A 14,646-nucleotide genomic window follows, 5' to 3' on the forward strand; every position below is an offset into this window, starting at 1 on the left:
GGCTGAATAGGATGTAACGGCCAGCAATATCGGTTGATTAGAGCCACCAATAGGCGTATTTCCTTCACAACTCAAAACGTCAGAACTTTCTCGGCGGCTAGCGTCCATTGAGCCAGTTCGCCCAAAGTACCGATTTCCACCCCATCAACTAAGGCTAACCCGCTAATACCGCGCGCATCTGCACAGGTTTTACAGAGTTTAACCGGAACATTTTGTGCTGTAAGGATTTCCAACATTTGTTGCAAATTGTAGCCTTCGCGCGGTTGCTGCCCATTAAGACCGGCAATAACGGCATCAGACATTAAAAATAGACGTAAATCGAGATAAGCCTGCTGTTCTTTTAATGCAATGGCTAAACGTAGCGCATTAAATAAAGATTCCTGACCATACGCAGCACCATTGGCAATGATGACCAGTGAACTCGTTTCATTACTCATATAAACCTCTACAGTTAGTCCGATATCTCGTTAATAGTCTCTTTTAGCAAGCAAGGGCTGTGGCCTAGCATATCCAGATAGGCATCAATTAATACTGGTGCCTCTTGTTTTATATCAAAACTTTCTGGCATAAAAAGCCAGTTTTCCATCAAACCTGTAATATAGGCTCTCATGATAATCGCAGCTCGGCGAGTATCAAGATTGGTGGGCAGTTGATTGGCATCAATACAGCCTTGCAAAACCGTTTCAATTCGCTCATAACTAGCTAAATCAAGAACTTTGCGTGCATCATGGAAGGGGGTCATTTCTCCGACAAATTCACATTTATGGAATACAATCTCCATCAATGCGCGGCGTCGGCAATCCTCACGTGTAGAAACAAGAACATAAATGAGTATTTCACGCAGAATACGGAGTGGATTATCAGGATATTTTGCCTGATACTCTAATTCGAGCTGATCAACTTTGGACTCTGATAACTCCCAAACTTCGTTAAACAGGTCTACCTTATTCTTGAAGTGCCAGTAAATTGCGCCTCGGGTCACGCCGGCGGCGACAGCAATATCAGTCAGTGAGGTGCCGGAAACACCGTGCGCAGAAAATTCCCGCACAGCGGCATCTAGAATTTGTTGCCGGGTCTCTTCGGCTTGCTGTTTGGTTTTTCGTGCCATAGCGTTGTTTTTTCGAGGGGGTGCGATTTACATACATTCACGAATGTATGTACCATAGCACGCACATATAATTTACGCAGCAATGGGTTTTAAAGCTTGTGATCCATTGAATTAAATTAAAAATCGGACACTTGAGGTTTATCTATGAGCAAAAACAGAGGGGTAATGCCTCTGGCTGCAATTCTGGTACTTTCAGGCAGCTTAGTACTTATAGGATGTAATGACAAAGATGCGGCGCAAGCCCATGCTCAACAGGCACCTGAAGTCGGCATTGTGACGTTGAAAGCAGCGCCACTGAATATCACAACCGAATTGCCTGGCCGCACGTCCGCATTCCGTGTTGCAGAAGTTCGTCCGCAGGTTAGCGGTATTATCCTTAAACGTAATTATGTTGAAGGCAGCGACGTCACTGCCGGAACATCACTTTATCAAATTGATCCTGCGACTTATCAGGCCGCTTATGACAGCGCAAAAGGTGATTTAGCTAAGGCCCAAGCTGCAGCTGAAATCGCTCGTCTGACGGTTAATCGCTACAAACCATTGCTGGGTACCAACTACATCAGTAAGCAAGAGTATGACCAAGCGGTGTCTGATTCGATGCAAGCCAATGCTGCTGTTTTAGCCGCAAAAGCAGCGGTAGAAACTGCTCGTATTAACTTAGCTTATACTCAGGTCACCTCGCCAATCAGTGGCCGCACAGGTAAATCTTCAGTGACTGAAGGTGCATTGGTGACCAGTGGCCAGGCAACTGCGCTAACCACTGTTCAGCAGCTTAACCCGATGTATGTTGATGTCACTCAGTCAAGTGATGAGTTCCTGCGCCTGAAAAAAGAGCTGGCTGATGGCACGCTCAAACAAGAAGACGGTAAAGCTAAAGTGCGCTTGTTGCTGGAAAACGGCACTGAGTATGCCGAAACCGGTAGCTTGGAATTCTCTGGTGTGACGGTGGACGAAACCACCGGCTCCATCACTATCCGCGCTATCTTCCCTAACCCGAATGAAGCATTGTTGCCAGGGATGTTCGTCCGCGCCCGTCTGGATGAAGGTGTCCGCCCTGATGCACTGTTAGTGCCTCAACAAGGTGTGACGCGCAATCCTCGTGGTGAAGCCACCGCGATGGTCGTCGGAGCGGATGACAAAGTTGAGCTGCGTACACTGGTCGCAAATCAAGCTATTGGTAATAAATGGTTGGTGACTGACGGCTTGAAAGCAGGCGATCGTCTGATTGTTTCCGGTTTACAGAAAATCAGACCGGGCGTGCAGGTGAAAGTGCAAGAAGTTACTGATACAGAACAAAAAACAGCCCCGGCTGACACAGCGAAGAAGTCTTAAAAGGAGCCGGTAATTCATGGCTAAGTTCTTTATAGATCGACCTATTTTCGCCTGGGTTATCGCCATCATAATTATGTTGGCGGGTGGCCTTGCGATAATGAAATTACCTGTCGCGCAATATCCGACCATTGCGCCACCGGCAATTACAATCTCCGCCAACTATCCTGGCGCCGATGCGACGACTGTGCAGAATACAGTTACGCAGGTTATCGAACAGAACATGAACGGTATCGATAACCTGTTGTATATGTCTTCCAGCAGTGACTCCTCCGGTAACGTTCAGTTGACGTTGACCTTTAACTCAGGCACTGACCCCGATATTGCCCAGGTTCAGGTGCAGAACAAACTGCAATTAGCCATGCCATTGCTGCCGCAAGAAGTTCAGCAGCAAGGTGTGAGTGTTGAAAAGTCCAGTAGTAGCTTCTTAATGGTTGCCGGCTTCATTTCTGAAGATGGCACCATGCAACAGGAAGATATCGCGGACTATGTAGGTTCTAACGTCAAAGACCCTATCAGCCGTACCGCTGGGGTGGGTGACGTTCAGCTATTTGGTTCCCAATATGCGATGCGTATTTGGATGGATCCGCACAAACTGAATAACTTCGGTTTGACGCCTGTTGATGTTATCAACGCGATTAAAGTACAAAACAACCAAGTTGCCGCAGGTCAATTAGGCGGTACGCCACCAGTACCGGGTCAAGAATTGAACTCCTCCATTATTGCTCAAACGCGTTTGACCAATGCAGAAGAGTTCAGCCAGATCATGCTGAAAGTGAATACTGATGGCTCTCAGGTTCGTCTGAAAGACGTTGCTATCGTTCAACTGGGTGCTGAAAGCTATAACATCATTGCCCGTTATAACGGTAAGCCAGCGGCAGGTATCGGTATTAAGCTGGCAACAGGGGCTAACGCCCTGAACACCTCTGCGGCAGTAAAAGCGGAATTGGCAAAATTACAGCCTTTCTTCCCGGCAGGTTTGAAAGTGGTTTACCCGTACGACACCACACCGTTCGTTAAAATCTCTATTAACGAGGTGGTTAAGACGCTGGTAGAAGCTATTATCCTGGTGTTCATCGTCATGTATCTGTTCTTGCAAAACTTCCGCGCAACGTTGATTCCAACGATTGCGGTACCGGTCGTATTGTTGGGAACCTTTGCCATTCTCTCCGCCTTAGGCTATTCGATAAACACGCTGACGATGTTCGGGATGGTGTTGGCGATCGGGCTATTGGTAGATGATGCCATCGTGGTGGTAGAGAACGTCGAACGTGTGATGCAAGAGGAAGGGCTACCACCGAAAGAAGCCACCAAGAAATCCATGGAGCAAATCCAGGGTGCCTTGGTGGGGATTGCGCTGGTACTTTCTGCGGTATTTATCCCGATGGCCTTCTTCGGCGGCGCGACCGGGGCAATTTATCGTCAGTTCTCAGTGACTATCGTTTCAGCCATGGTGCTGTCGGTTCTGGTGGCGTTAATTCTGACACCAGCACTGTGCGCCACCATGCTCAAACCTATCGCCAAAGGCGAACATGGCCCGAAAACCGGCTTCTTCGGTTGGTTTAACCGCATGTTCGACAAAAGTACCCACCACTATACCGACAGTGTTGCCAACATCCTGCGTAGCACCGGGCGTTATTTGGTTATCTATCTGGCACTGGTGGTTGTGATGGGCTTGCTGTTCATACGGCTGCCCTCTTCATTCTTGCCCGAAGAAGATCAGGGCGTGTTCCTGACCATGGTACAAATGCCGGCGGGTGCAACCCAAGAACGTACCCAGAATGTGCTGAATCAGGTGACTGATTATTACCTTACCAAAGAAAAAGACGTGGTTAATTCAGTATTTACTGTTAACGGCTTCGGTTTCAGTGGTCAAGGTCAGAACACCGGTCTGGCATTCGTTAGTCTGAAAAATTGGGATGAGCGCCCGGGCGATCAAAACAAAGTTCCAGCCATTGTTGGCCGTGCTTCTGCGGCTTTCTCAAAAATTAAAGACGGTTTAGTCTTCGCCTTTAACCTGCCAGCGATTGTGGAATTGGGTACCGCTACCGGTTTCGACTTCGAGTTAATTGACCAAGGTAACTTGGGGCATCAGAAGTTAACGGAAGCTCGTAACCAACTGCTGGGTATGGCGGCACAGCATCCAGATATGTTAGTGGGCATGCGGCCTAACGGGCTGGAAGATACACCTCAGTTCAAAGTCGAAGTGGATCAGGAAAAAGCACAGGCGCTTGGGGTGGCTATTTCTGATATCAATACGACCTTGGGCTCCGCAATGGGCGGCAGCTATGTAAACGACTTTATCGACCGCGGTCGGGTGAAGAAAGTTTATGTGCAGGCTGATGCACCATTCCGTATGTTGCCGGGTGATATCGATAAATGGTATGTCCGCAACAGTTCTGGCCAGATGGTGTCATTTGCCACCTTCTCCAGTGCGAAATGGGAATATGGCTCACCGCGATTAGAGCGTTATAACGGCCTGCCATCCATGGAAATTCTGGGGCAAGCTGCACCGGGTAAAAGTACCGGTGAAGCCATGGACCTGATGCAAGAGTTAGCGGCTAAGTTACCTAGCGGTATTGGCTATGACTGGACGGGTATGTCTTATCAGGAACGTCTGTCGGGTAACCAAGCTCCGGCCCTGTATGCCATCTCACTGATAGTGGTCTTCTTGTGTCTAGCTGCGTTATATGAAAGCTGGTCAATTCCATTCTCAGTTATGTTGGTGGTACCGCTCGGTGTGGTCGGTGCACTACTGGCCACCACCCTGCGTGGGTTGGAAAATGACGTTTACTTCCAGGTTGGCTTATTGACCACCATCGGGCTATCGGCCAAGAACGCCATCTTGATTGTTGAATTCGCCAAGGAGCTGATGGACAAAGAAGGGAAAGGCTTGGTTGAATCAACATTGGAAGCGGTGCGTATGCGTCTGCGGCCAATTTTGATGACCTCACTGGCCTTTATCCTAGGTGTTATGCCTTTGGTTATCAGTAACGGTGCCGGTTCTGGTGCGCAGAATGCGGTTGGTACCGGGGTTATGGGCGGTATGATAACCGCTACTGTCTTGGCCATTTTCTTTGTTCCGGTATTCTTCGTGGTGGTTCGCCGCCGCTTTAGCCGGAAAAGTGAAGATGTAGAACATGCTCATGCTGTTGACCACAAGGTGAAGTAAGCCAACTGGGCAATTCATGAAGTCATATTTAAAAGGCCGCAAATGCGGCCTTTTTCTTTACCTCTGGTCAATCGCAGCCACCTCATCCCAGCCGAAAATAAGCCATTATCAACGTCCTAAAGCAGCCAATTTCGTCCGAGTAATTATATTGTGATCAATATACCAAATAACCTTTTGCACATTTGCAGCCAAGCGATAAATTACTATGATTAAATATTCATAAAAATGAAGATAATGGCGAATGGAAACGAGATTAAAAATCTTATATGACGCTCAGCTTATTGATTCCACAGTCTACTTCGGGATGCTTAATGTCCTCACGCGCCTGGAACAATACTGGCAATTATCTATTCGCCATCCGCAAGGAGAAATACTGATTACTCACATGGCGAATGCGCTGATGCGGGCGAGTCAAGGGCAGGTTATTTTGCCTATTGATGATGAAATATTAAAAGAGATTGAAGCCACTGCAGTTTTTGTCAATGTCAGAGAAATCAATAGCGACCTGCTCTCACTGTTTGCCTTTGAAGTCCCAGACCACGAATTAGGATATTTATTAGTAAACTTATATGGCCTGTATCTGGCCCAGTAAATGCAGTGCTCGTCATTTTAGCACTCACTAAATATTCAAAAAAATGAAAAATAAATATCATTTTACTCTCAATAATTCGAGTGCCAGGAAGGCGATAAACGCATATCCAGCTTGAAATATGACGAGGATATTAGGGATAGAATATGCTACTCAAAGCATTACAAAAACAGAATCCAGCGCTCATAGAAGCGGCACTTTCGTTATGGCAACAAGGGATGATTAAACCTGACAGCTACATTATTGATGTTGATCAGGTCAGACAAAATGCAAGTTTACTGCTAGAAACCGCAACAAAATGTGGCATTACTCTTTATTTCATCAGCAAGCAGTTTGGCCGAAATCCCCTGCTGTGCAAGCTCCTGCTGGAATGTGGCTATCAAGGTATTGTGGCGGTGGATTTCAAAGAGGTACGCCAACTCTATCAACATAATTTGCCAGTGGCCCACATTGGCCATTTAGTACAAATCCCAAGCGGGATGGTGGATGAAGTTGTCTCCCATAACCCCGAGGTCATCACGGTCTACAGTGTCGCCAAAGCACGCGAAATTGCTGCAGCTTGCGCGCGCCAAAACAAGGAGCAAGCGCTGTTGTTAAAAGTCTGCCACCCCGGTGACTTGGTTTATCCAGGGCAAGAAGCTGGATTTTCTTTGGATGAATTACCCATTGTTATCAATGAAATAAAAGCAATTCGCGGCGTGCGATTGGTGGGAGTCACCCATTTCCCTTGCATGCTTTTTGATCCCGAAAAGGGCAAAACATTACCCAGTCTGAACCTCAACACCCTGATTGAGGCAAAAAGTATTCTTGAGCAACATGGCATCCAAGTGGAGCAGGTGAATGGCCCTTCCGCGACCAGTGTTGAAAGCTTACCGCAACTGGCTAAATGGGGGGTAACTCATGCTGAGCCGGGCCATTCATTGACCGGAACAATGCCTTCCAACCAGCAGGGTAACCAGCCAGAACAAATCGCCATGCTTTATCTGACTGAGATTTCACATTGCCACCAAGGTAACAGTCATTGCTACGGCGGGGGATACTACCGGCGTGGTCATTTGCGCAATGCGCTGGTGCATGACCGGCACTGGCATGCCAGCCAAGTCCTGAAACCCGCCAATGACAGCATCGACTATACCTTGAGCCTGGCGGAGCCCTTTACTGTCGGCAGCCCGGTCATCATGTGCTTTCGCACTCAAATTTTTGCCACCCGCAGTGATGTGGCCCTGGTCGCCGGGATCCAATCAGGCCAGCCCATACTACTCGGAATTTATGATAGTCAGGGAAATACCATTCCAGCGACCGCCGCACAGGAGGGGTTATGAGTAAGTTCATCGTACTGGTCATTGACAGTTTTGGCGTAGGTGCCATGCCTGATGTTTCTGATGTTCGCCCACAGGATGTCGGGGCAAATACCTGCGCGCATATTTTGCAAACTTACCCCAAATTGCGTTTAGCCAATCTGGAAAAACTGGGGTTACTCAATGCGTTGCATCTTGGTTCTCCTGATTTCCATGACAGCGTAATGCAAGACAGCCCTCAAGCCAGCTTTGGTGTGGCGCTGCTGCAACATGAGGGCGGCGATACTTTCATGGGCCATCAGGAAATTATGGGCACCCTGCCCCGCGCGCCCCTCAGCATGCCATTTTCCACCGTAAAAACGCGCGTGGCTAATGCCTTACGCCAGCAAAGTTATCAAGTTGAAGAGCGCAGTGCGCCTGATGATAGCAGTAATTTGCAATTTCTCTGGGTCAATAACTGCGTCGCAATTGGCGATAATCTTGAAGCAGACTTGGGCCAAGTATTTAATATTTGTGCCAATTTAAGTGAAATTAATTTTGCGCAAGTCGAAAAGATCGGCCGAATTGTGCGCGGTTGTGTGGAAGTAAACCGTGTTATCGCCTACGGCGGGCAACTGAGCCATAGTCATGCAATCATCGGCGCAGCCGAAGTTAAGCAACAACATTACATTGGTATTAACAGCCCGAAATCCGGTGTTTACGATAAGGGTTTCCAGGTTATTCATCTGGGTTATGGTGTGGACGCTAATGTTCAGGTTGCGCAGCAGCTCGACAAAGTCAACATTCCCACAGTGCTGGTGGGTAAAGTTGCTGATATTGTTGCCAACCCTGCCGGGCGAAATTATCAACAACTGGTCGATTCCCAGGCTATTCTGGATATCACATTGGCAGAAATACAACGCGCAGGCAGTGCATTCATCTGTACGAATATTCAAGAAACTGATTTGGCCGGCCATGGTCAGGATGTCGCGCGCTATGCCGAGCGCCTGCAATTGGTCGATAATATGTTGGGTAAAATGACGGCGGCCATGGCAACCGGGGACTGCTTGGTAATAATGGCAGATCACGGCAATGACCCGACTATCGGCCACAGCAAGCACACGCGCGAGCAAGTTCCCTTGCTGGTCTATCAGGCCGGAGTTACTGATTTTCAACCCAACAGCATTCGCCTGGGCACCCGACAAACAATGTCTGATGTTGGCGCAACCGTCTGTGAGTTTTTCGCCGCGCCAGCCCCGCAAAATGGCCACTCTTTCTGGCGACAGCTCACTGAGCACAGTCACTAATGGAATATATTCAGAGTATTTGAAATATATCCCAAATACGGTAACAACAGCCGCCACCGTCAAAAGTCCGCAAATGTCGATTTGCGGTTTTTTTTTATTCGGACTTGAAACTGAAAAATGAATGGAGCATAATTATTGTTATAATATAACATAACAAATGGAGTTCTATATGAAACCCGCCATCCATCCTAACTATCGGACCGTGGTTTTTCACGATACCAGCGCAAACACCTATTTCATCGTGGGTTCAACCATTGCTACTGAGCGCACGATTGAACGCGATGGGCAGACCTATCCTTATGTCACATTGGATATTTCTTCTGCTTCGCATCCGTATTACACCGGTAAACAGAAAGAGTTTTCAAAAGCGGGCAGCGCCGCGCGTTTCCATCAGCGCTTCGGCAGCTTCCTGACCAAAAAAGCCAGCTAATTCTGAGAGTTGATTATGCAAGTATTGAGTTCATTACGATCGGCCAAAAACCGCCATCCCGATTGCAAAATCGTCCGTCGCCGTGGGCGGGTGTATGTCATTTGCAAAAGTAATCCACGTTTTAAAGCCGTTCAGGGAGGAACACATAAGAAACGTTGATATTGAGTTGATTATCTATCATTAAAAAGCCCCGTTGCGGCCCAACGGGGCTTTATTATTTGTCATAAAAGTGTGAGAAATTAGCCCCAGACGTCCCGCCGAGGCTAAATTATTTGACTACTTCATGCTGTTCACCAGGGTATCCACATTGTGTTTAAAAGCTTGTGCATAGGTCGCGGCCGGGCCATCAGCAGCAGATAGTGCTTCCGGATACAGCTCTCCGCCCGCTTGCGCGCCACTGGCCGCCGCAATCTGTTTGACCAGCCGGGGATCCGTCTGATTTTCGATGAAATAGGTTTTTATTTTCTCTTGCTTGATTTGATTAATCAGCGCAGCAACCCCACTGGCACTGGCTTCAGACTCGGTAGAGAACCCGACCGGTGACAGGAAGTTAACCCCATATTCCTGGCTAAAGTAGCCAAAGGCATCATGGCTCGTCAGAACTTTTCGCTGTGCGGCAGGCACCTTGGCAAATTGTGCTTTGGCGTAAGCATCCAGTTTTTCCAGCTGCTGAATGTATTCGCCCCCGCGTTGGCGAAAATAAGCGGCATCTTGCGGGTCTGCAACAATCAACGCATTCATCACGTTATTAGCATATTTAATACCATTCGCCATACTGTTCCATGCATGGGGGTCAGTGACCATTTCCCCCTCTTCATCCATCTTGCGGCTATCGACGCCGGTAGAGGCCACCACCACTTGCCCCTTATAGCCAGAGGCCGTAATCAGCCGCTCCAGCCAGCCCTCTAATCCTAATCCACTGATAAACACCACATCAGCGTTGGACAGTTGCTTGCTATTTTTGGGTGTCGGCTCAAAACTGTGGGGATCACCATTTGGGCCCACCAAGGTCACCACGTTGACATGCTCGCCCCCAACCTGCTGGACGATATCACCGAGAATGGAAAAACTGGCAACAACCTCAACTGTTTTTGCCATCGCCAGTGGGCTTGACAGTAGGGCAGCCACCGCCAAACTAATAGGTAAATACTTCATTTAACTCTCCTTTTATGACAGGTACTTCTCAACGGCGCGCGGCCACTAATACACCACCACGCGTCCCAAATAAGATAGAGGCGAAGAAAATCAGACTGGCGCTCAAGACAATGGCCGGCCCGGCAGGTAATGAGGCGTAATAAGACCACAGTAACCCGACGATACTGGCGAGCATGCCTACGCCGACGGCGATGCCCACTGTCTGCGGCAAGTTTTTGGCCCAAAAGCGCGCACTGGCCGCGGGCAACATCATTAACCCGACCGACATCAATGTGCCCAAGATCTGAAACCCAGCCACCAGATTAAGCACCACCAATGACAGAAACAGTGCATGAACCACCATCAACCAGCGCCCCATGCTGACCCGGAGAAAAACTGGATCAAATGACTCGACCACCAGTGCGCGATAAATGGCCGCCAATGCCAACATGGAGAGTGTGGTAATAACCCCCACCATGGTCATGGCATGAGTATCAACCGCTAAAATAGAACCAAATAACACATGGAGCAGGTCCATACTGGAACCGCGCAAAGAGACCAGGGTGACCCCCAAGGCCAAAGAGCTCAGATAGAAACCCGCGAAGCTGGCATCTTCTTTTAAGAGGGTGCGCCGGCTCACCCACCCCGACATCATGGCAACCGCAAGCCCGGCAATAAAACCACCGACGCCCATCGCAATCAGTGACATACCTGAAATCAAATATCCGATGGCGGCTCCGGGTAATACCGCATGTGACAGCGCATCCCCCACCAGGCTCATTCGTCGTAATAACAAAAAAACGCCCAGTGGCGCTGAACTGAGTGATAGAGCCAAACAGGCCACTAATGCCCGCCGCATAAAACCAAAATCAAGGAAAGGGTCAGTCAGTAAATGAAGCAATATCACGAGTTAACGGCCCTCAGTGAGCCGGGCTGCGCGGCTGGTGAGGAGAGTGGGCAAGATGAGTGATGAGAGTGATGCCACTGCGCTAACACCTGCTCTGAGGGCTGCCAGCAATGGCCCTGAGGTGTTAGCCACAATGTGTGCGGGAAATGCGCTGCCACCATCGACAGGTCGTGTAAGACGGCAATGATGGTTCCGCCTTCATTATGCAGCTGATGAATAACCTCAAGTAATAATCCCACTGTTTGGCTGTCGATGCCGGTAAATGGCTCATCCAGCAAAATCAGTGGGGCTTGCTGTACTAAAAGGCGAGCAAAAAGCACCCGCTGCAACTGCCCACCAGAAAGCTCGCCGACAGGTCGGCGGGCCATATCCAGCATACCGACTGTAGTTAATGCCTGTTTGATTCGTTGCCGTGATTGATGATTAATTCCACCGAGCAATCCACTCTGTGGCCAGCACCCCATGGCCACAACATCTTGCACGACAATAGGAAACTGACTATCTAACTCAGTCTGTTGAGGTAAATAGGCCATCTGCGGGGCGCTGCCAGCAGTAAAGCTGATATGCCCAGCCACGGTGGGCTGTAAACCCGCTAATGTTTTGAGTAATGTGGATTTACCGGCCCCATTTGCTCCGATAATTGCAGTCAGAGAACCGGCCTCAAAATGGCCGTCAATCGGCGGTATCAGAGCATGACTGCCATAGCCAATCTCAGTGTTTCTCAAATTTATCATGGCAATATATTCGCCCAATAAATGGCGCACCACAGCAACGCGCAAAGTAAGGCGACACCGGCAACACGCTGCAATGAGGAGAGAGAAAACAACGTCCAGTGTGGACGTGGAGCAAACCGAGCACAGAATCTGTTCATGTTAGAGAAGAATAGGTGGATTTATTGATACTTTATAACATCACATAATATTCTTGAATTCAAGAACACATCATGACCTGAACCTTTTCAAAGGTAACAAGCTATGACGGGATCCCGACACAATACAAACTGTAGGCAGAGAAAAGTGGCCGCAATGGATAAAACAAACCCTGCTAACATAATTAGTTACAGTAAATGAAACTATCTTTACGCCCGCTTTACTGGTGAGAATGAGACTAATCTTGCTACTCTCCCCCAGCACAATTCGGTGATGCTCGCAAAACAGTGAATGACACAATAAAAAATAAGTCATGTGGTGGTCACTCCTCTTGATCAAATCCGCATAGCATTCTAAATTAATAGAGGTAAGCCGAATTAATCGTAAGTAATAGCCTTAAATATGAAAAATCCTATTTAATAATGGTTATTTTATTGCCATACAGTGTTATTGAAAGATACCGGTCTTAATAACTTCACGGCATGTTAACTCGCCGGTTTAGTTGATAAACCTCGTTAAATTTGATTTTTTTGATTCAAATCATACCAATAGTCACTGAGGAATAAATGTCATCGCATTTTTTGCAACAATGCTAGGGCGTTAATGAATTAATCTTGCCACCATAAGCGAACAATTAATGAACAATGAAATAGCTGGGGACTTCTCCTCAGAGTGTTACCCGGTTTCATTACTCAAAAATGTTATCAAAAATAATATTCGTGAAATTGAAGAAAGTTTAGTTTCTGGGTTAACGTATTATTCTGAAAATGCCCAGTACACTCTTGGTTCATTAGAAATTATTGATATTTTCGCTTTGAAAGATAACTGTTATTCAATGACTTACTGTTATCGTTGGTATATCTTCAACCCATGTTTGGATATCAACACTGAAGAGTCAGTAACAAGTACTGTAACATTTATTGTACATCCCCAAAAAATCATCTTTGATATAATTAACAATGACAGACCTTCAACCGCTGACGAATTGTAAGATTAAGTAATAAAGTTGCGCGGTGAGCGGAGAAATGATTTATATTCATAGCAAGACAAGTTTATTTACTTTACCGATAAACTTCTGCATTTATATGATTACCGATCTACTCACATTGTGTTATCAACACCGAATTAAGCGTTTACGGAGGGGATGATATGGATGAGTACTCACCTAAGCGGCATGACATTGCCCAATTGAAGTTTCTATGTGAGAGTTTGTATGATGAAGGCATTGCTACCCTTGGTGATAGTCACCACGGCTGGGTAAATGACCCAACTTCTGCCGTAAACTTACAACTTAATGATTTGATCGAGCATATAGCTTCATTTGTGATGAGTTTTAAAATAAAATACCCTGATGACGGTGACCTTTCGGAGTTAGTGGAAGAATATTTAGACGATACATATACTCTGTTTAGTAGCTACGGAATCAATGATCCTGAATTGCGGCGCTGGCAAAAAACCAAAGAGCGTTTATTCAGACTTTTCTCAGGGGAATACATCTGTACCCTGATGAAAACTTAAGGGATAGTTTTCCTATATTATTTATATATTGAGAAGAAAAATTGCCATGACAAAAACTGACTACCTGATGCGTTTAAGAAAATGTACGACTATTGATACGTTGGAGCGTGTAATTGAAAAAAATAAGTATGAACTTTCAGATGATGAGTTGGAATTGTTTTACTCAGCAGCAGACCATCGCTTAGCTGAACTCACAATGAATAAACTTTATGATAAAATTCCACCTACTGTTTGGCAACATGTGAAGTAGTCTGCTTAACGCTGGTTAAGACACACAACGTTGAGCCGATCATTGCTATCGGCTTCAATGCAGCAGGCAGGTTATAAGTGTTTAATAGTAGATAAACGTCTTGATAGAACTAAGTGAAGCACGGTATTGAAGGTTATCTTTAATTCCGCGTTATTGCATACCTGTGCCTAGATGAAATTCTGTCAGTTATCAGGGCATTTATGGGATACTGTGCTTTTGCGCTATTTTATTTATTAGTCTCACCTGAATGCTAATAATTTAGAGATATTATTAATTATTTGCTAAAGCAAAATGCAAATAAAAACCCCACCAAGAAATAAATAAGAAAAATCTCATATCAGCATTCAGTAAAATGCTGATACTTCGTGCGCTTGCACAAAAGTGGTATTCATCTCCCGGTGAGCATCTAATCAGTAAAGATGGTAGATACCTGCCAGCTAGCAAATCAGCATAAAAAACCTTTGCTTTCAATCAACTACCCTTAGTGACATACCTGATTAATATTACTATTTTTACAATGCAGCAAGAAAAAGCACAAAGAAACCATCGAGTTAGCAGGGTATGAGAAACTGGTGGATTATAGAGTTATCGGCACGTGTTAATAGAAATAGCCGCCGTATTAATGGCCGCATATTAGAGATAAATGTTAAAAATAAATGTTATCCGTCGTGTCTTTATCATTTTCTGATTGAAAATTGCTCTTCTGCTCCCCCGCCACTCACCAATAAATCAGCAAAAAGCGGTTTACTGAATTTG

At 46.6% G+C, this 14,646-nt stretch carries 15 protein-coding genes; 10 read left to right on the forward strand and 5 right to left on the reverse strand.

The annotated features are described in order from the left end of the window. Positions 1 to 71: 71 nt before the first annotated feature. Positions 72 to 437 carry a DsrE/DsrF/TusD sulfur relay family protein gene (locus tag D5F51_RS13555; RefSeq protein WP_025377450.1) on the reverse strand — a complete coding sequence of 122 codons (366 nt, stop codon included), beginning with the start codon at positions 435 to 437 and terminating at the stop codon, positions 72 to 74. Positions 438 to 451: 14 nt separating this feature from the next. Further along, complete coding sequence (gene acrR / locus D5F51_RS13560) at positions 452 to 1,108, reverse strand: multidrug efflux transporter transcriptional repressor AcrR (protein ID WP_025377449.1); 657 nt, start codon at positions 1,106 to 1,108, stop codon at positions 452 to 454. A gap of 144 nt (positions 1,109 to 1,252) precedes the next feature. On the opposite strand from acrR, the gene acrA reads away from it, so the two are divergent. The 7 genes from acrA (at position 1,253) to ykgO (ending at position 9,371) form a co-directional block, all read left to right on the forward strand. Further along, positions 1,253 to 2,440: an efflux RND transporter adaptor subunit AcrA gene (gene acrA / locus D5F51_RS13565; protein ID WP_129197311.1), complete on the forward strand. Its 1,188-nt coding sequence runs from the start codon at positions 1,253 to 1,255 to the stop codon at positions 2,438 to 2,440. A gap of 16 nt (positions 2,441 to 2,456) precedes the next feature. Continuing rightward, complete coding sequence (gene acrB / locus D5F51_RS13570) at positions 2,457 to 5,609, forward strand: efflux RND transporter permease AcrB (protein ID WP_025377447.1); 3,153 nt, start codon at positions 2,457 to 2,459, stop codon at positions 5,607 to 5,609. 241 nt (positions 5,610 to 5,850) lie between these two features. Beyond that, positions 5,851 to 6,201 carry a PRD domain-containing protein gene (locus D5F51_RS13575; RefSeq protein ID WP_129197313.1) on the forward strand — a complete coding sequence of 117 codons (351 nt, stop codon included), beginning with the start codon at positions 5,851 to 5,853 and terminating at the stop codon, positions 6,199 to 6,201. A gap of 143 nt (positions 6,202 to 6,344) precedes the next feature. Beyond that, positions 6,345 to 7,520 carry a YhfX family PLP-dependent enzyme gene (locus tag D5F51_RS13580; RefSeq protein WP_129197315.1) on the forward strand — a complete coding sequence of 392 codons (1,176 nt, stop codon included), beginning with the start codon at positions 6,345 to 6,347 and terminating at the stop codon, positions 7,518 to 7,520. Further along, positions 7,517 to 8,782 carry a phosphopentomutase gene (locus D5F51_RS13585; protein WP_129197317.1) on the forward strand — a complete coding sequence of 422 codons (1,266 nt, stop codon included), beginning with the start codon at positions 7,517 to 7,519 and terminating at the stop codon, positions 8,780 to 8,782. Before D5F51_RS13580 ends, D5F51_RS13585 begins: the two co-directional genes overlap by 4 nt. A 169-nt stretch (positions 8,783 to 8,951) precedes the next feature. Beyond that, positions 8,952 to 9,212 carry a type B 50S ribosomal protein L31 gene (locus tag D5F51_RS13590; protein ID WP_025377443.1) on the forward strand — a complete coding sequence of 87 codons (261 nt, stop codon included), beginning with the start codon at positions 8,952 to 8,954 and terminating at the stop codon, positions 9,210 to 9,212. 15 nt (positions 9,213 to 9,227) lie between these two features. Further along, positions 9,228 to 9,371, forward strand: a complete 144-nt coding sequence (gene ykgO, locus D5F51_RS13595) for a type B 50S ribosomal protein L36 (RefSeq protein WP_002208618.1) — start codon at positions 9,228 to 9,230, stop codon at positions 9,369 to 9,371. 117 nt (positions 9,372 to 9,488) lie between these two features. Here ykgO and D5F51_RS13600 read toward each other — a convergent pair whose 3' ends face one another. From D5F51_RS13600 to D5F51_RS13610, 3 genes are read right to left on the reverse strand one after another with little or no spacing between them, the layout of a single operon-like run. Beyond that, positions 9,489 to 10,367, reverse strand: a complete 879-nt coding sequence (locus D5F51_RS13600; RefSeq protein ID WP_087769094.1) for a metal ABC transporter substrate-binding protein — start codon at positions 10,365 to 10,367, stop codon at positions 9,489 to 9,491. Between the two features lie 28 nt (positions 10,368 to 10,395). After that, positions 10,396 to 11,253, reverse strand: a complete 858-nt coding sequence (locus D5F51_RS13605; protein ID WP_129197319.1) for a metal ABC transporter permease — start codon at positions 11,251 to 11,253, stop codon at positions 10,396 to 10,398. Continuing rightward, entirely contained in the window at positions 11,250 to 11,987 is a 738-nt protein-coding gene (locus D5F51_RS13610; protein WP_129197321.1) for a metal ABC transporter ATP-binding protein, read from the reverse strand. Before D5F51_RS13610 ends, D5F51_RS13605 begins: the two co-directional genes overlap by 4 nt. 772 nt (positions 11,988 to 12,759) lie before the next feature. Here D5F51_RS13610 and D5F51_RS13615 point away from each other — a divergent pair. The 3 genes from D5F51_RS13615 to ymoA all read left to right on the forward strand — a co-directional run bounded on the left by D5F51_RS13615 (position 12,760) and on the right by ymoA (position 13,890). Then, positions 12,760 to 13,113 (forward strand): hypothetical protein, encoded by a 354-nt coding sequence (locus D5F51_RS13615; protein ID WP_129197324.1) that lies wholly within the window; start codon positions 12,760 to 12,762, stop codon positions 13,111 to 13,113. 158 nt (positions 13,114 to 13,271) lie between these two features. After that, positions 13,272 to 13,640, forward strand: coding sequence for an Hha toxicity modulator TomB (tomB, locus tag D5F51_RS13620; protein WP_025377437.1), 369 nt, complete (start codon positions 13,272 to 13,274; stop codon positions 13,638 to 13,640). A 46-nt stretch (positions 13,641 to 13,686) separates the two neighbouring features. Next, the gene (ymoA, locus tag D5F51_RS13625) at positions 13,687 to 13,890 is read left to right on the forward strand and encodes an expression modulating protein YmoA (RefSeq protein WP_002208622.1); all 204 of its coding nucleotides are present in this window, start codon (positions 13,687 to 13,689) and stop codon (positions 13,888 to 13,890) included. The last annotated feature ends 756 nt before the right edge of the window (positions 13,891 to 14,646 follow it).

Origin of the sequence: Yersinia hibernica (assembly GCF_004124235.1) — a bacterium.
Lineage (GTDB): Bacteria > Pseudomonadota > Gammaproteobacteria > Enterobacterales > Enterobacteriaceae > Yersinia > Yersinia hibernica.